This is a genomic window from Dehalobacter sp. MCB1, from assembly GCF_003590275.1.
Taxonomy (GTDB): Bacteria; Bacillota; Desulfitobacteriia; order Desulfitobacteriales; family Syntrophobotulaceae; genus Dehalobacter.
Genome location: NZ_LXPC01000015.1, coordinates 35,673 through 54,287, shown reverse-complemented (window position 1 = coordinate 54,287; position 18,615 = coordinate 35,673). Strand labels below are relative to the sequence as shown.

The 18,615-nt window shown below is 46.0% G+C and carries 20 protein-coding genes and 1 tRNA gene; 20 read left to right on the top strand and 1 reads right to left on the bottom strand.

All coding sequences use genetic code 11. The features are described 5' to 3' along the window. The first annotated feature begins 23 nt into the window (after positions 1-23). The 3 genes from A7K50_RS11620 to A7K50_RS11610 all read left to right on the top strand — a co-directional run bounded on the left by A7K50_RS11620 (position 24) and on the right by A7K50_RS11610 (position 1,950). A complete protein-coding gene (locus A7K50_RS11620) occupies positions 24-1,010 on the top strand; it encodes an MBL fold metallo-hydrolase (RefSeq protein ID WP_119776427.1) in 987 nt (328 codons plus the stop codon). Positions 1,011-1,052: 42 nt separating this feature from the next. Continuing rightward, entirely contained in the window at positions 1,053-1,265 is a 213-nt protein-coding gene (locus A7K50_RS11615) for a DUF3006 domain-containing protein (RefSeq protein ID WP_119776425.1), read from the top strand. 91 nt (positions 1,266-1,356) lie between these two features. Then, complete coding sequence (locus A7K50_RS11610) at positions 1,357-1,950, top strand: HD domain-containing protein (protein ID WP_119776423.1); 594 nt, start codon at positions 1,357-1,359, stop codon at positions 1,948-1,950. A gap of 201 nt (positions 1,951-2,151) precedes the next feature. Here A7K50_RS11610 and A7K50_RS11605 read toward each other — a convergent pair whose 3' ends face one another. Then, positions 2,152-4,074 (bottom strand): aconitate hydratase, encoded by a 1,923-nt coding sequence (locus A7K50_RS11605; RefSeq protein WP_119776422.1) that lies wholly within the window; start codon positions 4,072-4,074, stop codon positions 2,152-2,154. Positions 4,075-4,302: 228 nt separating this feature from the next. On the opposite strand from A7K50_RS11605, the gene A7K50_RS11600 reads away from it, so the two are divergent. From A7K50_RS11600 to A7K50_RS11525, 17 genes are all read left to right on the top strand, one after another. After that, the gene (locus A7K50_RS11600; RefSeq protein ID WP_119776420.1) at positions 4,303-4,779 is read left to right on the top strand and encodes a tRNA (cytidine(34)-2'-O)-methyltransferase; all 477 of its coding nucleotides are present in this window, start codon (positions 4,303-4,305) and stop codon (positions 4,777-4,779) included. A 57-nt stretch (positions 4,780-4,836) separates the two neighbouring features. Next, positions 4,837-6,012, top strand: a complete 1,176-nt coding sequence (locus A7K50_RS11595; protein ID WP_119776419.1) for an MraY family glycosyltransferase — start codon at positions 4,837-4,839, stop codon at positions 6,010-6,012. Next, positions 6,009-6,704: a metal-dependent hydrolase gene (locus tag A7K50_RS11590; RefSeq protein ID WP_119776417.1), complete on the top strand. Its 696-nt coding sequence runs from the start codon at positions 6,009-6,011 to the stop codon at positions 6,702-6,704. The genes A7K50_RS11595 and A7K50_RS11590 overlap by 4 nt, the downstream gene beginning before the upstream one ends. A 188-nt stretch (positions 6,705-6,892) precedes the next feature. Continuing rightward, positions 6,893-7,027, top strand: coding sequence for a cleavage protein (locus tag A7K50_RS14215; protein WP_199698291.1), 135 nt, complete (start codon positions 6,893-6,895; stop codon positions 7,025-7,027). 16 nt (positions 7,028-7,043) lie between these two features. Then, on the top strand, positions 7,044-7,262 hold the full coding sequence (locus A7K50_RS11585; protein WP_119776416.1) for a small, acid-soluble spore protein, alpha/beta type: 219 nt from the start codon (positions 7,044-7,046) through the stop codon (positions 7,260-7,262). 79 nt (positions 7,263-7,341) lie between these two features. Beyond that, entirely contained in the window at positions 7,342-8,649 is a 1,308-nt protein-coding gene (locus A7K50_RS11580; protein ID WP_119776414.1) for a DRTGG domain-containing protein, read from the top strand. A 273-nt stretch (positions 8,650-8,922) separates the two neighbouring features. Next, positions 8,923-12,339 (top strand): DNA polymerase III subunit alpha, encoded by a 3,417-nt coding sequence (locus tag A7K50_RS11575; RefSeq protein WP_119776413.1) that lies wholly within the window; start codon positions 8,923-8,925, stop codon positions 12,337-12,339. Positions 12,340-12,437: 98 nt separating this feature from the next. Continuing rightward, a complete protein-coding gene (gene coaD, locus A7K50_RS11570) occupies positions 12,438-12,923 on the top strand; it encodes a pantetheine-phosphate adenylyltransferase (protein ID WP_119776411.1) in 486 nt (161 codons plus the stop codon). A 21-nt stretch (positions 12,924-12,944) separates the two neighbouring features. Beyond that, positions 12,945-13,142 carry a DUF2007 domain-containing protein gene (locus A7K50_RS11565; RefSeq protein WP_119776410.1) on the top strand — a complete coding sequence of 66 codons (198 nt, stop codon included), beginning with the start codon at positions 12,945-12,947 and terminating at the stop codon, positions 13,140-13,142. A 110-nt stretch (positions 13,143-13,252) separates the two neighbouring features. Continuing rightward, a tRNA-Leu gene (locus A7K50_RS11560) sits at positions 13,253-13,339 on the top strand. 281 nt (positions 13,340-13,620) lie between these two features. Beyond that, positions 13,621-13,923, top strand: coding sequence for a hypothetical protein (locus A7K50_RS11555; protein WP_020490921.1), 303 nt, complete (start codon positions 13,621-13,623; stop codon positions 13,921-13,923). Between the two features lie 363 nt (positions 13,924-14,286). Further along, positions 14,287-15,237, top strand: a complete 951-nt coding sequence (locus tag A7K50_RS11550) for a hypothetical protein (protein ID WP_119776408.1) — start codon at positions 14,287-14,289, stop codon at positions 15,235-15,237. A gap of 128 nt (positions 15,238-15,365) precedes the next feature. Further along, a complete protein-coding gene (locus A7K50_RS11545; protein ID WP_020490919.1) occupies positions 15,366-16,031 on the top strand; it encodes a hypothetical protein in 666 nt (221 codons plus the stop codon). After that, positions 16,019-16,243, top strand: a complete 225-nt coding sequence (locus A7K50_RS11540) for a 4Fe-4S binding protein (protein WP_083916684.1) — start codon at positions 16,019-16,021, stop codon at positions 16,241-16,243. The genes A7K50_RS11545 and A7K50_RS11540 overlap by 13 nt, the downstream gene beginning before the upstream one ends. 5 nt (positions 16,244-16,248) lie before the next feature. After that, a complete protein-coding gene (gene vorB / locus A7K50_RS11535) occupies positions 16,249-17,313 on the top strand; it encodes a 3-methyl-2-oxobutanoate dehydrogenase subunit VorB (protein ID WP_119776406.1) in 1,065 nt (354 codons plus the stop codon). Positions 17,314-17,315: 2 nt separating this feature from the next. After that, positions 17,316-18,059 carry a thiamine pyrophosphate-dependent enzyme gene (locus A7K50_RS11530; RefSeq protein WP_119776405.1) on the top strand — a complete coding sequence of 248 codons (744 nt, stop codon included), beginning with the start codon at positions 17,316-17,318 and terminating at the stop codon, positions 18,057-18,059. Continuing rightward, positions 18,059-18,595, top strand: coding sequence for a 2-oxoacid:acceptor oxidoreductase family protein (locus A7K50_RS11525; RefSeq protein ID WP_119776403.1), 537 nt, complete (start codon positions 18,059-18,061; stop codon positions 18,593-18,595). The genes A7K50_RS11530 and A7K50_RS11525 overlap by 1 nt, the downstream gene beginning before the upstream one ends. Positions 18,596-18,615: the final 20 nt, after the last annotated feature.

Sequence of the window (18,615 nt, the reverse complement as noted above, 5' to 3'; positions counted from 1 at the left end):
TTATTGTATGAAAAGGAAGCTCAATGAAAAAGCAAAAAAGATTACTTCTAACGATTCTTTGCCTAATTGTACTAGTTTTACTTGGTTACAGCTCACTGAACGGCAGCTCAGTGACTTTTTCGGATCAGTCGCGGCAGACAGCGACTGCGGTCAAAGATCAAAAAGGTACGCTGTCGTCAAATCCGAATGCCTCCAATACCGGCTCAGGTGCGGATATTGCTCCAGTCTCAGGCACTCTTCAAGTCCATTTCATTGACGTCGGGCAGGCGGATTGCATCCTTATCAAAGCCCCTTCGGGGAAAACCATGCTGATCGATGCAGGGAATAATGAAGATGCAGAAACGGTTATCTCGTACATAGAAAAACAGAAAATAAGCAAACTGGATATTGTCGTTGGCACCCATCCCCATGAGGATCATATCGGGGGTCTCGATGCCGTAATCGATGCCTTTAAAATCGGGCAAGTCATCATGCCAAGCAAAACACATACGACTGAAACGTTCAAGGATGTACTTAGCGCGGTAAAAAATAAAGGCCTCAAAATAACACCGGCAAAAACAGGTGTGAAGCTGAACTTAGGGGACGGTGTGACTGCCGTTGTACTCGCTCCGAACGGTTCGGATTATGAAGATCTGAACAATTACAGCGCTGTGATCAGGATAGCATTCGGCAGCACTTCTTTTTTATTCACTGGTGATGTAGGAGAAATGTCAGAGTCAGAAATGCTGCGCAATGTGAGCATGTATGCTCTGAAGTCGACGGTCCTAAAGGTTGGTCATCATGGCAGCGGCGACGCAACATCCGGGCCCTTTCTGGATCTGATAGACCCTGAATATGCAATGATTTGCGTCGGGAAAGAAAATGATTATGATCACCCTGCACAGGATACACTGGATAAGCTAAAGAATAGGGGAGTCAAGGTATTCAGGACGGATCTGGAAGGGACGATTGTTGCGGTATCCGACGGATCAGAAGTGACATTTCATACGCTGGAGATTGCATCAAAATAATGGGACCAATAGGCATGATTACCTCAAAAAGGTGGTATCAAAATGAAGGGTGTTATTGATCGTTTCGAAGACAGCGTCGCTGTGGTGGAGTTTGATGGTAACAACAGAAAGAATATTAACCTCACTGATCTTCCTGCGGGGATTAAGGAAGGTGATGTCATCCTATTTGATGATGGTAAATGGCAGCTTGATCAGAATCAAACAGCCAGACTGAAAGCGGAAATTGATGTACTGGCCCGTGATGTGTTCGAGTAGTTGTCAAATCCCACATTTTTGACTGGACAGGATTTCGAAAAAGCGTTAAATTGATAGTTGATCATATTGGGGTTAACCTTTAGGAGGAAGAATGAACAAAGTATTCGCCGCAATAGACATCGCAGCAAATGCCCACAAGAATCAGTTCAGGAAAGGGACCAATACGCCCTATATTACACACCCGTATGCAGTTGGAATGATCCTGCAGAAAGAAGGATGTGCGGAAGACATTGTTGTTGCTGGGATCCTGCATGATACCGTTGAGGATACCATCATTAATCTGGAATATCTCCGCAATAAATTTGGCAACAAGGTTGCCTTGATCGTAGAGGGATGTTCGGAACCGGACAAATCACTACAGTGGGAAGAACGCAAAGAACATACCATTGAATACCTGAAAACAGCGATACCGGTGATCAAGGCCGTGGCCTGCGCGGACAAGCTGCATAATGTTCTGACGATGCTGGAAGACTATCAAAAAGAGGGCGAGAAGCTTTGGATGCGGTTTAACCGGGGCAGGGAGAAGCAGGAATGGTATTACCGTAATCTCGTGCAAAGCTTAATGCATCCTCCGGTGGATGATGATTTTAAGAAGCTTTATCTTACATTTGCGAAAGCCGTCAGCGATCTTTTCGATTCCAAACCGGACAAGCAGGAAGAGGACCAGACTCTTTCAACTCGCTAAAAAAGACGGGGATGCCCCTATCTTTATTATTAGAATTATAATCTTTTATTCAAACTAAGATTATGATCGAACAGATTAGTATTCAAACAAGAAGATTATTCGAACCAGATAAAAACCCGAAGTTCAAGGAGTTATACTTCCTTGGCCTTCGGGCTTTTTGCTGTGGGCTCCACAAGCAGGAGAGTTTTTCTTAGACAAAACTTATTTGCCAGCCTCTTTGGTATAGTTCAGTAAGCCTCCGGCTAAGATGATTCCAATCTGGCGTTCAGTCAGGCTATGGCTGACCTTGATGGAAGCATTCTTTTCACTTAACAATATATCAAATTCTTCGGAGTTAGACAGGGCTTCAGTCAGATTCGTAAAGATAAGCTTGCTGTCGTCCTTAATCAGATCATAGTCACTCTCATTGAAAAAAGTAAGCGGAAGAATACCAAAGTTAATCAGGTTGGCTTTATGAATCCGGGCAAAACTCTTGGCCAGGACAACTCTAACACCGAGGTACATTGGGACCAGTGCGGCATGTTCGCGGCTGGAGCCTTGACCGTAGTTCTGACCGGCCACAATGATGCTTTGACCAAGTTGTCTGGCTCTGGCAGAGAATCCGTCATCAATTTTACTGTAAACATATTCGGAAAGGGCAGGGATATTGGATCTGAGCGGCAGGATTTTCGCGCCTGCAGGCATGATATCGTCTGTGGTAATATTGTCATTGAGCTTGATGACGACAGGAAGCTCCAGATCCGGCGTAAGCTTCGGAGCAATCGGCAACGGTTTGATATTTGGGCCGCGCACGATGGCCGTGTCCGGAGAACCGGGTGAAATAATCAACGAATCGTCGACCCGGAAATTTTCTGGCATTGGAATTTCAGCAGCAGGGCCCAGCGTGCGGGGATCGGTAAAGTAACCTGTCAGCGCACTTGCAGCAGCAACTTCCGGGCTGACCAGATATACGCCCGCGTCCGCAGTTCCGCTGCGTCCTTCAAAGTTGCGGTTAAAGGTTCTTAAGGAGACGGCACCGGAGGAAGGGGACTGGCCCATGCCAATGCAGGGTCCGCAGGCTGATTCTAAAATTCTGGCTCCGGAATCCAGCAGATCGGTCAGCGCGCCGTTATTGGACAGCATGGTCAGAACCTGACGGGAGCCCGGGGCGATAACCAGACTGACGCTCGGATCGACCACTTTACCTTTTAAGATGGCAGCGGCGGTCATTAGGTCGCGGTAGGAAGAATTCGTACAGCTGCCAATCGCTACCTGATTAACTTTGATATTCGTTAACGTACTTACGGCTGCAACGTTGTCAGGCATGTGCGGCTGAGCTGCAAGCGGTTCCAAGGCAGACAAGTCGATACAGATTTCTTCATCGTATGCTGCATCTGCATCAGCTTCAAGCAGAATCCAGTCATTTTCGCGGCCCTGAGCTTTCAGGAAGATCCGGGTCTGTTCATCGCTAGGGAAGACAGAGGTCGTAGCACCGAGCTCGGCGCCCATGTTGGTGATGGTGGCTCTTTCGGGGACACTTAACGAGGAGACGCCAGGACCGGCATATTCAAAGATCTTGCCGACACCGCCTTTGACGGACAGGCGGCGCAGGACTTCTAAAATGACATCTTTGGCGGACACCCAAGGAGCTAATTTCCCGGTTAGATTGATTTTAACAACTTTCGGGTCAGGCAGATAGAATTCGCCGCCGCCCATGGCTACGGCAACATCGAGGCCGCCGGCGCCCATGGCCAGCATGCCGATTCCACCGCCGGTAGGGGTGTGACTGTCCGAGCCCAACAGGGTTTTACCAGGTTTTCCGAAACGCTCCAGATGGACCTGGTGGCAGATCCCGTTGCCGGGACGTGAAAAATAAACCCCGAAGCGGGAAGCGCAGCTTTGGAGAAAAGCGTGGTCGTCAGCATTTTCAAAACCGGTCTGCAGGGTGTTGTGATCGATGTAACTGACGGATAATTCTGTTTTGACTCTTGGAATACCAACGGCTTCAAACTGAAGATAAGCCATGGTTCCTGTGGCATCCTGAGTTAAAGTCTGATCTATCTTGATGCCGATTTCTCCTCCGGCCCCAAGTTCACCGGAGATGAGATGGGCGGATAATATTTTTTGTGTTAAATTTTGTTTCATATTTCTTACCCCTTTATTTAATTTATGATCCAACTTTATAATATAACAGAATAAGCCTGATTCATCCAGTATAACAAAAAAGTATACATAATATAGCAGATTTTTTAAGGATATGGGTAGTTTTTTTGCGGTGTGAATATTTCAACGTTCATTTTTAGTTGTTTTCGGGTTATAATATAGCTGTTGTGTTTATTTAATTGGATTTAAGAGCAGTTTTTGGAGAAAATGATGATGACGGACAGCAGGTTAAACATTGTACTAGTTGAACCCGAGATACCTCCCAATACAGGAAATATTGCCAGATTGTGCGCAGCGGTTCAGGCCGACCTGCATTTAGTGAAGCCGCTCGGCTTCAGTATTGATGATAAGCATTTAAAAAGAGCAGGACTTGATTACTGGCATCTCTTGAAGGTGCATGTTTATGAAAATTTTAACGAATTTGAAACCCAGAACGCTGAAGGTCAGCTTTTCTTGGCCACGACCAAAGCATCTAAGTTTTATACAGATGTGGAGTTTCCAGATGGCTGCTATCTGCTTTTTGGACGGGAAACAAAGGGGCTGGCGCCGGAAATCCTACAGCGCTATCCTGACCGGCAGATCCGCTTGCCGATGAGAAAGGATGCGAGGTCCTTAAATCTGTCCAATTCGGTCGCAGTGATTGCGTATGAGGTTCTGCGTCAATGGGGCTTCCCAGGTCAGGTGTGACGGCCACGGATGGCCTAATGTCGCGATGCCCTTTAACTTACGATATCCGGAGGTAGTATGCTTTCCTATTTATCAACATTTTTGCTGGCAGTCCTATTTGCTTTGATTTTAACACCCGTCTCCATTATCCTGGCCAGAGAATGGGGTGTGATGGATTATCCGGGTGAGCGGAGAATACATAAGACCCCGATTCCGCGTCTCGGCGGCGCTGCGATTTATCTGGCTTTTTGGCTGGCTGTTTTTTTGACAGTGGCCGTGAATAAAATGCTGATCGGACTTTTCCTCGGCAGCACAATTATTTTTGTGGTCGGCATCTATGATGATGTAAAAGGAATGAGGCCTCTGGTCAAACTGCTCTGGCAGATCCTGGCCGCGGTGATTCTGATTTTTTTCGGCATGGCAGTCCCGCATATCACGCTGCCCCTATATGGAGTCGTCCAACTCGGCTTGATCGGCAACCTATTTGCCTTGTTATGGATTGTCGGTCTGGTCAATGCCGTGAATATATCCGACGGTATGGATGGCCTCGCTTCGGGCATTTGCTTTATTGCGGCGATCACATTATTTTGGTCAGCAACGATCCGTTCGGCCTATCCGGGGGCTGATCTTTTGATGCTGGCCCTGAGCGGTGTAACGCTGGGCTTTTTGTTCTATAACTTTAATCCTGCTAAAATCATTATGGGTGATTCCGGAAGTATGTTTCTCGGCTATATGATCGGGGCAGTCTCCATTTGGGGTTTGCTGAAAACCGCTACGATACTCGGTTTGGTTTTCCCGTTGCTGGTGCTCGGCATGCCTTTAACGGACATGCTGTTTGCGATTATCCGGAGAAAGTGGAAAGGACATTCGATTGTCCGGGCAGACAGGGGGCATCTTCATCACCGTTTGCTTGATACCGGCCTGACCCAGCGCCAGGCAGTGTTTGTTCTGTATGGGATTAGCCTGTGTTTCGGGCTGGCGGCAATTTTCTCCGCCTATGGACACTGGTATATCGCGGCGATTCTGGTGGTTATTGACCTCGGCATTATTTTACGAATTATGTTCAGAAAGTTCCGCCTGCATAACTGGTACACGGTGACAAGGTCAGTTTCTACAGACAGGGAAGATAAAAAGGAACTTGAGAAGGATGGAGAGGGAATGCAGCATAAAATGGAAGAGCAGAGTCAGGCAGAAACGCTGAATCCAGAAGGGCAGAGTCAAGAAGAAAAGATCAAAATGGGGAATAAAATATGAATATCATCTTTCACGGCCATGCCTGTTTTGAAATCCAGTCTGACGCAGGTCGGTTGATGATAGATCCCTATTTGCGGAAGAATCCGAAAGCAAAGGTTAAGCCGGTTGATTTTAAAGCGCTCGATGCAATTCTGGTCACGCATGGTCATAGCGATCATTTGGGAGACGCGGTCGAACTGGCCAGGCTGACCGGGGCAGTCCTGATCTCTAATTTTGAACTATGCCGGTATGCGGAGACCTTTGGGGTGAGGATCCATCCGATGCATATCGGAGGTAAGCACGTCTTTCCGTTTGGAACTGTAAAGCTGACTCAGGCCGTTCATGGTTCCGGGATCGAGCAGGTTGACGGAACCTGTTTGTATGGTGGTTTGGCCTGTGGTTTTCTGCTTCAGATTGAAGGCAAGCAGCTTTACCATGCCGGGGATACCGGTTTGTTCGGGGATATGCAACTTATTGGCAGCCTGATGGGAATCGATCTGGCTATGCTGCCGATCGGGGATAATTTTGTAATGGGGCCGGAAGATGCGGCCGAAGCAGCTCGGATGCTCCAGGCCAAAGTCGTGGTTCCGATGCATTACAATACATTTGAGGAAGAACAGCAGGATTCCAGGGACTTTCTCGCGCTGCTAAGCAGAAAAGCACCGCAGAGCAAGGGAATGATCCTTGATCCGGGACAACGTATGAAGTTATAGAATCCAAAGACATTAATGCAGCGCAAAATCATATCAAGAAGACTAGAAGATAAAGCAATTCAAATATAAAAACCAATATCTATATAAAATGAACACAGATAGATGTGCTTTAAAGAAAATCCTGTAATCCTTACAGGATATTTTTTGCTTTTTAGGGCAAAAATACACGGTAAGGAGATGAGAACAGAATGAGAACCAAAGAATGCGCGAAAGAATGCATTTATGCTGTGGACGGCGTCTGCCGTCTGGAAAACAACCATGGGCTGAAGGCCCCCGAATGCCCTAACCGGGATGGTTCACTGGCCGCAGTCTCCATACTCTGAACAGGAGCGTTAAAGCATGAAAGAAAACAGCACCAAGCTAAATACAGGCAATACGAACAAAAAGGATAACAAGAAGAAGAGGCCCGACTTTATTGAGGAAATGAAAATGGAAATTGCGTCGGAACTCGGCATCATCCAGCAGGTCAAAAACGAGGGCTGGGATTCTTTGTCTCCCCGAATTTCCGGCAAAATAGGCGGAAAATTGTCTCAGCGATTAAAACGGATCAACAAATAAAGGCTATTCTATACAATAAATAGTTCAAAGCCTTACCATGTGATATAATTAATGAAAAAAACAGGTGAGGCGTTTTTATTTGACAAAGACAAAGCATCAGCAGATTCTTAACTTTATTGAGAATCTCGACATAGGGAGTAAGGTATCAGTCAGGTTCATCGCCAAAGAGCTCGATGTCAGCGAAGGGACTGCTTACCGTGCGATTAAAGAAGCGGAGAACAAAGGGTTTGTCCGTTCGATCCCGAAGGTTGGGACGCTGCGGATTGAAGGCGTCAAAGAAAAACAGATTGAAGATCTTACGCTTCAGGAAGTGGCCCAAATCGTGGAAGGGCTTGTCATCTGCGGAGGGAACAGGCTGACGGAATGTCCGAATAAGTTTATTATTGCGGCGATGGAACTGAAAGATTTAGCGCGTTATCTGGAAGAAGGCGCACTTTGTATCGTCGGCAACAGGACGGATGCCCAGCTCCTTGCCTTGAAAAATAATGTTCCTTTGCTTATCTCCGGAGGCCTGGAACCTACGGAAGAGGTTGTGGCGCTGGCCAAGAGCCTGAATTCGGTGATCATCCTTTCCCCGTATGACACATTCGTAGTTACAACGATGATCAACCGGGCGCTCTTTGACAGGCTCATCAGTAAGGAACTACTGCTTGTTGAAGATATCATGGTCAAGGATGCGAAGGTTCTTGAAGACAGTGCTACGATCGGAGACTGGTACAAGCTTTCGCAAAAGACCGGACACAGCCGCTTCCCAGTCATCGATAACCAGCACAACCTACTCGGTATTGTGACCGCGGTCGATGTCGCCGGTGAAGGCGTAGAGGTCAAAATCACCAAAGTCATGAACAGGAATCCGTTGACCGTCGGAAGAGACGATCCGGTTACCCATATCTCCCGTAAAATGGTCTGGGAGGGCTGGGAGATTGCGCTCGTACTCGAAAACGGCAAGCTGATCGGAGTCATAAGCTTGCAGGATGTACTCGAGGCTTTTCAGCAGATCCAGAAGCAGCCTCAGTTCGGCGAGACCGTGGATAATCTGGTTTTAAGCGGTTTTGGTTATGTGGAAGAATCGGAATACCTGACTATTCGGGGTGAAATCACGCAGTTTATGGTGAATGAATTTGGTTCAGCCAGCTGCGGTGTTCTGGTAACCCTGATGAATACGGCGGGTTACATCGCGCTCCGAAAAAAATACCGCTTAGATGCGATTGCAGAAAATTTTAGCTTTTATCAATTCCATCCGGTTCCGGCCGGAACAGTAGTTAGCATTTCGGCCAGACTATTGCTAGTGACAAAAAAGAACTGCAATATTGAGATTGAAGTTTTCAACGACAAGGGAGCCCTGGCTAAAGGAATGATGATAGCCCGGATAGGGGACAAAAGATAGGAAATACGATGAAGGGGGGGATGAGGATGAGTCCAGAGAGTATAGGTCAAAAGCACCAACATGTTATACATCCAAAAGAGTCAATTAACAAGGAAATAAAGGGTATTCCTAAGTTTAATTATTCTATCTCGCCATATTGCAGGATGAGCAGATGCAGGAACTGAAAAATCAGACACAAATACTTGTTAGGCTTGAAGAACTGTTACAAAGTAAATAGCCACCATTTTTATAGATAGTACCAGCAATTTTCTTAGGGAAGAAGAGGGTTAGATAGTGGGATTTATCCACTTACATGTTCATACTGAATACAGTCTACTGGATGGTGCCGCCAGGATCAACGACCTTGCACGTTCTGCTGCAGAATTAGAAATGCCGGCGCTTGCTATCACCGATCATGGCGTGATGTACGGTGTACTGGATTTCCATAAAGCTTGCGGTAAACAAGGGATCAAGCCGATTATAGGCTGTGAAATCTATATGGCACCGGGAAAAAGAACGGAACGGGTTCTCGGCAAAGATGACAAAAACTATCATCTCGTTTTGCTTGCCGAAACAAACGAGGGTTATCAGAACTTAGTGAAAATTGTCTCACAGGCCAACGTGGACGGTTTTTATTATAAACCGAGAGCCGACAAGGAGCTTTTGCAGCAGCACAGTAAAGGTTTAATTGCACTGAGCGCGTGTCTGGGCGGTGAGATCCCGGAGTATCTTCTTCAGGACAATCCGGCCAGAGCCAGAGCGGCAGCGATGGAATATCTGGATATTTTTGGCCAGGATCATTTCTATCTGGAGTTACAGGATCATGGGATAACGGATCAGAGAAAAGTTAATGCCGGCCTCTGGGGCCTTCACAGGGAGACACGGATTCCGCTGCTCGCGACCAATGATGTCCATTATATTCGGAAAGAAGATGCATCGGTTCAGGATATCCTGCTGTGCATACAGACCGGAAAAACACTGGCTGACACTTCCCGGATGAGTTTTGAAGGCCGGGAGTATTATCTGAAGAGCAAGCAGGAGATGAACCTGCTTTTTGGGGAGACCCCCGAGGTTTTACACCTGACGAATGAGATTGCGGAGCGCTGCAAGGTCAGCTTCACTTTTGGCCAGCATTACCTGCCGGTCTACGAGGTTCCAGAAGGCTGTACACTGGACGAGTACCTGCGGGAATTATGCTGGAAGGCGTTCCCAGTATTCTACCCGGATGCAACGCCGGAACAGCGCGAACGGCTGGAATATGAGCTTGGGATTATTACCCAGACAGGTTTTTCCGGCTATTTTCTGATTGTCTCAGACTTTTGCCGTTATGCCCGGGAGCATGATGTTGCGGTTGGTCCGGGGCGTGGTTCGGCAGCTGCGAGCATGGTTGCTTACTTGCTCGGCATCACCTCTGTGGAGCCGCTTCGCCATGATCTCCTTTTTGAACGTTTTTTAAATCCGGAAAGAATTTCAATGCCGGATATTGATATTGACTTTGACCCGGAAGGCCGGGAAAAAGTCATCAAATATGTGACGGAAAAGTATGGGGAAGAGAAAGTCTGCCAGATCATCACGTTTGGCACCATGGGTGCCAAGGGCGTGCTGAGGGATGTCGGAAGGGTTCTGAATATACCGCTCAGCAAAGTCGATAAAGTCGCCAAAGCTGTACCGTATGAATTGGGTATGACACTGGAAAGAGCGCTGACTGTTTCTCCGGAACTGCAAAAAATGGTTCGGGAAGAAGAGGAAATCAAAAAGCTCTATGAGATTTCAAAATCGCTGGAGGGGATGCCGAGGCATGCTTCTACGCATGCTGCGGGCGTCGTAATTGCCAGGGATGAATTGACCAGTTACCTTCCACTTCAGAAAACTTCCGATGGGCTGCTGATGACCCAGTTCCCGATGAAATTGGTCGAGGAGATCGGACTGCTGAAAATGGATTTCCTGGGCTTGCGGAACCTGACAATCCTGACCAAAGCCCAGTCTAATATTGAACAGACCTGCGGTATCCAGCTTAATCTGAATCATTTACCGCTGGATGACCAGGCGACCTATCAACTGCTTTCCGAAGGTAACAGCACAGGCGTATTTCAGCTGGAAAGCGGCGGCATGCGGGCTATCTTAAAAGATTTGAAGCCCAGTTGTTTTGAAGATATTATTGCTGTGCTCGCTCTGTATCGTCCTGGTCCGATGGAACAGATCCCGGAGTTTGTGCGCCGGAAGCATGGCGGGCAGATCAAAGTTCTGCATCCGAAAATGGAAGAGATTTTAAGACCCACATACGGGATTATCGTCTACCAGGAACAGGTCATGCAGATTGCTCAGAATCTTGGCGGATACTCTCTGGGACGAGCAGATCTTCTGCGCAGAGCCATGGGAAAAAAAGACAAGAAGATCATGGCTGAAGAAAGGCAGAACTTTATCTATGGACTACAGGACAGCAGCGGTGAATGGATTGTGCCGGGAGCACTTCGTTTGGGCATAGGGGAAAAGGAAGCTGAAGATATTTTTGACCTTATGGCCAAATTTGCCGAGTATGGATTCAATAAGGGCCACGCTACGGCTTATGCGATGATCTCTTACCAGACAGCCTATCTAAAAGCGAATTATCCGCTGGAATACACCGCGGCGCTGCTGAGTTCCGTGATCGGTGCATCAGATAAAGTGACTTTTTATATTCAGGAGGCCAGGAGCAGCGGCATTGAGATTCTGCCGCCCGATGTCCAGTACAGTTACCGGGATTTTACCATTGAACACGGAGCGATACGTTTTGGACTCGAGGCGGTCCGTAATGTCGGGACACAGGTGGTTGATAGGATCATTGTAGAAAGAACGAACGGCCCGTTTGCGTCGTTTTATGATTTTATTGTACGCATGGATGCTAAAGTTCTGAACAGACGAACGCTGGAAAGTCTGATTAAGGCCGGCGCGTTTCAGTCACTGTGCAGCCGCGCTCAGGCTATGAAAGTCCTGGATCAGGCGCTGGAGCTGGCTCAGAACCGGCAAAAGGACAGCGAATCCGGCCAGATGTCTTTGTTTGATCTTGATCAGGACCTTGATGAAGGGCTGATCATGCCTGAAATACCGGAATTCAGCGAGAATGAGATCCTGAAGATGGAGAGGGAGTATATCGGTATTTATCTCACAGCCCATCCGCTTTATTCCGTGAATGACCTGCTCAGGAAAATCACAAGTTCAGAAATCGCGGCCTGTCTCGAAAGTGCGGAAGAAAAAAAGGTTATTCTAGGTGGGATAATAAATTCTTATCGGCAAACAATAACGAAAAAAGGGGAAATGATGGCTACCTTCTTACTGGAGGATCTGACCGGAACGATCGAGGTTCTGGTATTTCCCAGATTGTTTCCGGAAGTTGTCAGGATGGACAATGACCATATTGTAGTTGTTCACGGTCGTTATTATGTGAATGAAGATGAAAAGAAAATATTTGCTGAAAAAGTTCTGCCGATTGAGGAATGCAGCGTCAAACCGGATAAATTGTTTCTAAAGATTCCAAGCAATCAGGATACGGAGCTGACCGATAAGATTCTGGCGGTTCTAGGGGCATTCCGCGGAACACATCCTGTCTATTTCTTTTGCCAGGATAATAAGAAGACCTTTGAGATAAGTCCAAATTATTTTGTCCGGCCATCTGAAGAGCTTGACAGGGCGCTTATTGCGCTTTTGGGAAATGATCAGGTAAGATGGCAATAAAAATTTGTTGGAAGAGGCAGGATATTGCTGCTTTGAGGCGAATCCCATAAATAGATTTTATGACGCTGAGATATTTTCTAGACTGAAGGAGATTTTTTGTGCGAACTGCAATATACCCGGGAACATTCGATCCAGTAACCAATGGACACCTTGATATCCTACATAGAGCCATTTATCTTTTTGACCGTGTCATTGTGGCGGTAGCTTCCGAAAGTAACAAACAGACGCTTTTTTCCTTGGAAGAAAGACAGAAACTGTTGAGATGTGAAACCAGCGATATGGAAAATGTTGAAGTCAAGTCTTTTGGCGGTCTGACTGTGGATTTTGCGCGTGAATGCGAAGCTGTTGCTCTGATCAGAGGCTTGCGGGCCATGACTGATTTCGAATACGAATTTCAGCTGGCTTTGATGAATAAAAAGCTGGCTCCCGACATCGAGACCGTCTTTTTAATGACAAAAAGTGAGTATTCGTTCATCAGTTCCAGCTCGATCAAATCGGCGGCAAGTCTGCAAGGAAATGTTTCAGGATTAGTTCCGCCAAATGTGGAGAAAGCAATGATTCAAAAGTATAATAAGATGGTCTAAATGCTTATTGGAGGATAGAATATGTGGACAGTCATTTATATAGCACCAAATAAAGCAGTCGCTGAAAAATATCAAAAAGCATTTGCAGACGAAGGTATCTTAGCCCAGCTAAAAGCAGTAGGTTCACAGGAATCCACCGACGTAAGCGTCGAAATACTCGTGCCGGAGTCGGAGGCTGAGGAAGCGAACGAGATTCTGACCGGTATTATGCGTTCATAATCCAAGTTGTCTTTATTGTAATAAAAAATAATATGAAAATAGCCGTAAAAAAAATGGCGATGTACTTGCGTTTTTGACGCTGATACTATAAAATAGCAAAAGTAAGGCGTGCCGAAGTGGCGGAATTGGCAGACGCGTCGGTCTCAAAAACCGATATCTGTGAGGATGTGCCGGTTCGACCCCGGCCTTCGGCACCAAGTAATATCAAGGCTTAAGGGCCTTTTTATTTTTTTGCCTTTTTACTGAGAAAAAATAATGGCTTATTCAGCGGTTGTTTGGTTTTTATAGCGAATATACTAAAGTAATTTATTCTCAGACGTGTACGATATAGTCATTAAGGAGATTGCAAAATGAGTCAAGAAATGCTTTAAACATGTATATGCCTGTATAAAATTTAGGATATCAGCTAAATTTTGAGTTTTTAGCAGGAAAAGAAATCTTCATAGCGAAGTAATAAAACCGGAAAGGGGGGATTGAAATGGAAAACCAATTTGCTGAACTGTATCATGACTTTGAGATGTATCAACACTGCCAGCTTATATTTTCAGAACAGGCTTCGGATGGCATAAAGATCCAGCAGATTTCTTATGATACGTTTAAACCAATTAAAGATGACAACGGGATATTATACTTCCCAATGAATGAGCTCGGTTTCGGGTATTTTATAACAAATAATTTTAATATTGTGAAAATGCCTTCGAAACAGAAAAAAGCAATGTATAGGATTGAAAAAGATGGAGAAGAATACTTTTCCATTTATTTATTTGGTCCAAAGAATTAATTGCGTGCCTTTTTGTAACCCTCACAATTACTTTAAGTTTTTTGGGTTCTATTGTTTTAAAGAATTTAGAAAACTGCAAGTAAATTGGCAGGTTTTACATTGGTTTCAGTGTAAAACGACAACATATTAAAAGGTGAAAAATTCGCAATTGACAATTGACGAATACGGGTGGTTATGATTCGGATTTGAATCTAAACACCCGTATTTGCTGTTTATCGGACCATGATGTATTGTGGAACGATGGATGTAATCGAATCGTTCTTATGGTATTCTTAACATAGATGTCGGTATAAAGTTAGAGATCTGGTGCAATACGCTTCAGGTTATACTGTCTGGCAGTAAGAGCTGAGAGGGAGTGTTTTTTTGTTCGGACTAAAATTTTTATCAAAAAAAGTTTTAGGAGTCAGCATTGCCTGTCTTATTGTGTTTGTGATGATTATCTCGGCGGTTATGGCTTTATGGTCAGAAGATGAGCCTGCCTACCAGACTGTCTCAGTGACAGAAATGGCAGATAAGGTGAAGAATATCAAAAAACAGGGCGGGACAATTGAATTTAGTCAAGATGAGATCAACAGCGCAATGGCTTTTTATTGCGAAAAGAAACTGCAGTCAGTTCCGTATTTTACACAGCTTGCCTCCAAGCTTGGGAAAAACAAGATTGAGATATTTATTGGGGGAAAAATTGGGCAAAAAATCAAATTTCAGTTGTATTCCGAAGGGTATCTGTTTTACAGTGACGGGAGCATAGTCTATATACCGGAAAAGTTTAAAATAGGCAAAATATCACTGCCTAAAGGCTTGGTCCTCAATAAAATCAGCAAGATCAGGGCGATAGCCGATAAAGGAATTACCCTTGAAGGCCACACCCTTATTTTGACAGATGAAATTTTTCCTTTTGAGATCATAGCATTTTCGGTAAAACCTGACAAAATGACATTCGAAGTGAAGAAAGATGAAAAGGCTTCGAACAGCAAAAGTACTGCTGGAGGTGCGAATTCATCCGGTCAAGGAGGAAGTAGCTCTCAAATTAATTCAGAAGCGACAAAAGCACTGCTACGTACTGTTTACAGTCAGTTAGGGACCGTCTATACAAATGTGAAAACAGCGCAGGAAAAACAAATCGTCGGATCCATGATGACGGTTGTCAATAATCTGATCCAAAATCCTTCCTCACCTTATCGCGATCAGGCCGGCAGGGTTATTTTAGAATACAACAAGCTTACCGCGGAAGAAAAAAGTGATCTAAAGCTCGCGATGCTGACCTATATGGATACCGATGTCGCGCTGGAATTAAAGGATTTATTTGGATTATAAAACAACGAAGCAACCATTAAATAAGCCAAACATTCAGTATTAAATATGTATTGAAGTTGATATCAAACGTGAATTAATGGTATTATTAATTTTAATTGTCTTATCATTCTCACTTTAGGAGGTCTCGTGTGCAGAGTGCAAGGGTTACTATTTTTGCCGGTCACTATGGTAGCGGCAAAACGAGTGTCGCTGTTAACTACGCCTTGTGGCTGAAAAAAAGTCATCAGAAAGTCATTATTGCCGATCTGGATATTGTTAACCCTTATTTTAGAACGAAAGACAGCGCGCAGATGCTGAAAAGGTCAGAGATTAAGCTGATTTCCTCGGATTATGCGAACTCGAATGTTGATATTCCTGCTGTTCCGGGAGAAATCAATGCGATATTTGACGAACGCGATGCCTATGCGGTGATTGACGTTGGCGGTGATGACAGAGGAGCCTATGCTCTCGGCCGCTATTACGAACAGCTTCACCGTACAGATGCTGCTGCCTACATTGTTGTGAATATGTACCGGCCTTTAAGCCGTGATGCTGAAGCAACGATTAAAATTAAATATGAAATTGAAGCGGCAGCGCGAATCGAATTTTCCGGAATTATTAATAATTCCAACCTGGGTAATGCTACTACCGCCTCCGATGTTATGGATTCACTTCCTTACGCAGAGCAAATTTCTGAAAGAACGGGACTGCCGATTGTGATGACAACCGTGCAGAGAAGTCTGGCACCGGGACTGGCAAGTAATATTCAAAATATATTTCCAATAGATTTGGAGGAGTATGAATGGCAAAAGTGACGAAACTAACAATCGAGGCAGACAGGTGCAAAGGCTGCTCTCTTTGTGTAAACGCTTGTCCTAAGAAACTGCTCAGGCTTTCGCCCGAAGCCCTTAACAGCAAAGGATTTCATCCTGCGGAAATGACCGATCAGCAAGCGTGCACTGCCTGTGGGTTCTGTGCGATTATGTGTCCAGATGTTTGTATTCAGATTGAAAAAGAGGTGAATTAAAGAAAATGGCGGAAAAAGTATTAATGAAGGGAAACGAAGCAATTGCCGAAGCAGCGATTATGGCTGGCTGCCGTCATTTCTTCGGATATCCGATAACGCCTCAGACTGAGGTTGCAGCGTATATGGCTAAACGTATGCCGAAAATCGGGGGAACCTATTTACAGGCGGAAAGTGAAATTGCGGCCATTAACATGGTTTACGGAGCATCCTCAGCGGGAGTCCGTGCGATGACATCTTCATCAAGCCCGGGAATTTCCCTGAAAAGTGAAGGCTTGTCCTATATGGCAGGAAGTGATCTGCCAGCTGTGCTGGTGAATATCCAGCGCGGCGGTCCTGGACTTGGCGGAATCCGTCCGTCCCAGTCTGACTATTTTCAGGCAACGCGTTCTTCCGGTCACGGGGATTTTCACATGATCGTGCTCGCACCGAATACGGTTCAGGAGATGTTTGACCTGACGGTAGAAGCTTTTGAACTGGCTGACCGTTACCGGATGACTACGATGATCTTAGGCGACGGGATGCTCGGACAGGTGATGGAGCCTGTAGACATCAGCCGCGGAGAAGCGGCTTCGACCGTTACCAAGGATTGGGCGCTGACCGGAACAAAAGGTCAAAGGAAAAGAAATATTATCAATTCGCTTTATCTCGAAGCCGAAGAGCTCGAGATGCTTAACCTGAAACGTTTCGAAAAATATGCGGACGTTGAGAAAATTGCCAGAACAGACAATTATCTGACCGAAGACGCGGAAGTGATCATTGTTGCTTACGGCATCTGCGCGAGAATTGCCCGAAATGCAATCAACGAAGCCCGTCAAAGGGGTATTAAAGCAGGGCTGATTCGTCCGGTGACGCTGTGGCCGTTCCCGAAAAATCAACTGAAAGCCGCAGCGGAAAAAGCAAAGGCTTTTGTGGTGGTCGAAATGAGTATGGGACAAATGATTCAGGACGTAGAACTGAGCATTCGCTGCAGTCGTCCGGTTCATCTCTGCAGCCGTACCGGCGGTATGGTTCCGACTCCCGAGTCTGTATTGGAAGCCATAGAAAACGCTGCGCAGGCGGAAAGGAGCTAATGATGGAAATCGTTTTTCAAAGACCGAAAGCACTTTCAGATGTATCCAGTCACTATTGCCCCGGCTGTACCCACGGGATTATTCACAGGCTGGTGGCAGAGGTTCTTGACGAACTTGATCTTACCGGAAAAACAGTCGGTGTCGCCCCTGTTGGCTGCGCTGTGCTTGCTTATAACTATTTTGAATGTGATATGGCGCAGGCAGCGCACGGCCGGGCTCCGGCAGTTGCGACAGGCCTTAAGCGCGCCAATCCGGCCAATATCGTCTTTACGTACCAGGGTGATGGAGACCTTGCGGCTATTGGGACGGCTGAGACCATTCATGCAGCGGCCCGAGGTGAGAATATCACCATTATCTTTGTCAACAATGCTATCTACGGCATGACCGGCGGACAAATGGCCCCTACGACCATCCCAGGTCAGATCACGCAGACCTCTCCTTACGGAAGAGATCCAAAGTACGCAGGTTTCCCCCTCAAAATCTGCGAAACGCTTTCCACGGTTGACGGAACGGCCTATGCGGAACGCGTATCTGTTGACAGTGTTAAAAATGTGATTAACGCTAAAAAGGCAATCAAAAAGGCTTTTGAATATCAGGTGGCCGGGAAAGGCTTTACGATTGTCGAGGTTCTGTCGACCTGCTCGACCAACTGGGGTCTTGAGCCTGTTGAAGCGCTCACCTGGCTGCGGGAGAACCTGATTCCTTACTACCCGCTGGGTGTCTATAAGGATAAGGAGGTTTTCTAATGAGCACGACACTTGAACTTATGATTGCAGGGTTTGGCGGACAGGGTGTGCTGTTTGCCGGCAAAATCCTTGTCTATGCCGGGCTGCTCACAGGCAAGGAAGTCAGCTGGCTTCCGTCCTATGGGCCGGAGATGCGCGGCGGCACAGCTAATATCAACGTGATTGTTAGTGATACGCCGATCGGATCACCGATTATTACCTATCCCGGGATGTTGGTTGCAATGAACCAGCCGTCCCTCGAAAAATTTGAAAGTGACGTCCAGAAAAACGGGACAATCATTGTTGATTCTTCACTGATCTCCATTCAGGTACAGCGTACCGATGTCCAGACCTTTTATATTCCGGCAACGAAGCTGGCTGAAGATGCCGGTCTGAAAGGACTTGCAAATATGGTCATGGTTGGGAAAATTGCCAAGGAAGCCGGTATTTTTGATCTGGAGATGCTGAATAAAGCCGTATCCAAGTCCATTCCGGAGAGAAAGAAAGATCTTCTGGCATCCAACATCGAAGCGATAGAAATAGGGTATCATTTTTAACGAAAGTGTTCTCGTTTTGA

Coding starts and splice junctions, on each gene's coding strand:
- A7K50_RS11620 (WP_119776427.1), top strand. CDS start 24: ATGAAAAAGCAAAAAAGATTACTTCTAACGATTCTTTGCCTAATTGTA.
- A7K50_RS11555 (WP_020490921.1), top strand. CDS start 13,621: ATGGAAAACCAATTTGCTGAACTGTATCATGACTTTGAGATGTATCAA.
- A7K50_RS11585 (WP_119776416.1), top strand. CDS start 7,044: ATGAAAGAAAACAGCACCAAGCTAAATACAGGCAATACGAACAAAAAG.
- A7K50_RS11540 (WP_083916684.1), top strand. CDS start 16,019: ATGGCAAAAGTGACGAAACTAACAATCGAGGCAGACAGGTGCAAAGGC.
- A7K50_RS11605 (WP_119776422.1), bottom strand. CDS start 4,074: ATGAAACAAAATTTAACACAAAAAATATTATCCGCCCATCTCATCTCC.
- A7K50_RS11610 (WP_119776423.1), top strand. CDS start 1,357: ATGAACAAAGTATTCGCCGCAATAGACATCGCAGCAAATGCCCACAAG.
- A7K50_RS11565 (WP_119776410.1), top strand. CDS start 12,945: ATGTGGACAGTCATTTATATAGCACCAAATAAAGCAGTCGCTGAAAAA.
- A7K50_RS11595 (WP_119776419.1), top strand. CDS start 4,837: ATGCTTTCCTATTTATCAACATTTTTGCTGGCAGTCCTATTTGCTTTG.
- vorB (WP_119776406.1), top strand. CDS start 16,249: ATGGCGGAAAAAGTATTAATGAAGGGAAACGAAGCAATTGCCGAAGCA.
- A7K50_RS11600 (WP_119776420.1), top strand. CDS start 4,303: ATGATGACGGACAGCAGGTTAAACATTGTACTAGTTGAACCCGAGATA.
- A7K50_RS11615 (WP_119776425.1), top strand. CDS start 1,053: ATGAAGGGTGTTATTGATCGTTTCGAAGACAGCGTCGCTGTGGTGGAG.
- A7K50_RS11530 (WP_119776405.1), top strand. CDS start 17,316: ATGGAAATCGTTTTTCAAAGACCGAAAGCACTTTCAGATGTATCCAGT.
- A7K50_RS14215 (WP_199698291.1), top strand. CDS start 6,893: ATGAGAACCAAAGAATGCGCGAAAGAATGCATTTATGCTGTGGACGGC.
- A7K50_RS11590 (WP_119776417.1), top strand. CDS start 6,009: ATGAATATCATCTTTCACGGCCATGCCTGTTTTGAAATCCAGTCTGAC.
- A7K50_RS11525 (WP_119776403.1), top strand. CDS start 18,059: ATGAGCACGACACTTGAACTTATGATTGCAGGGTTTGGCGGACAGGGT.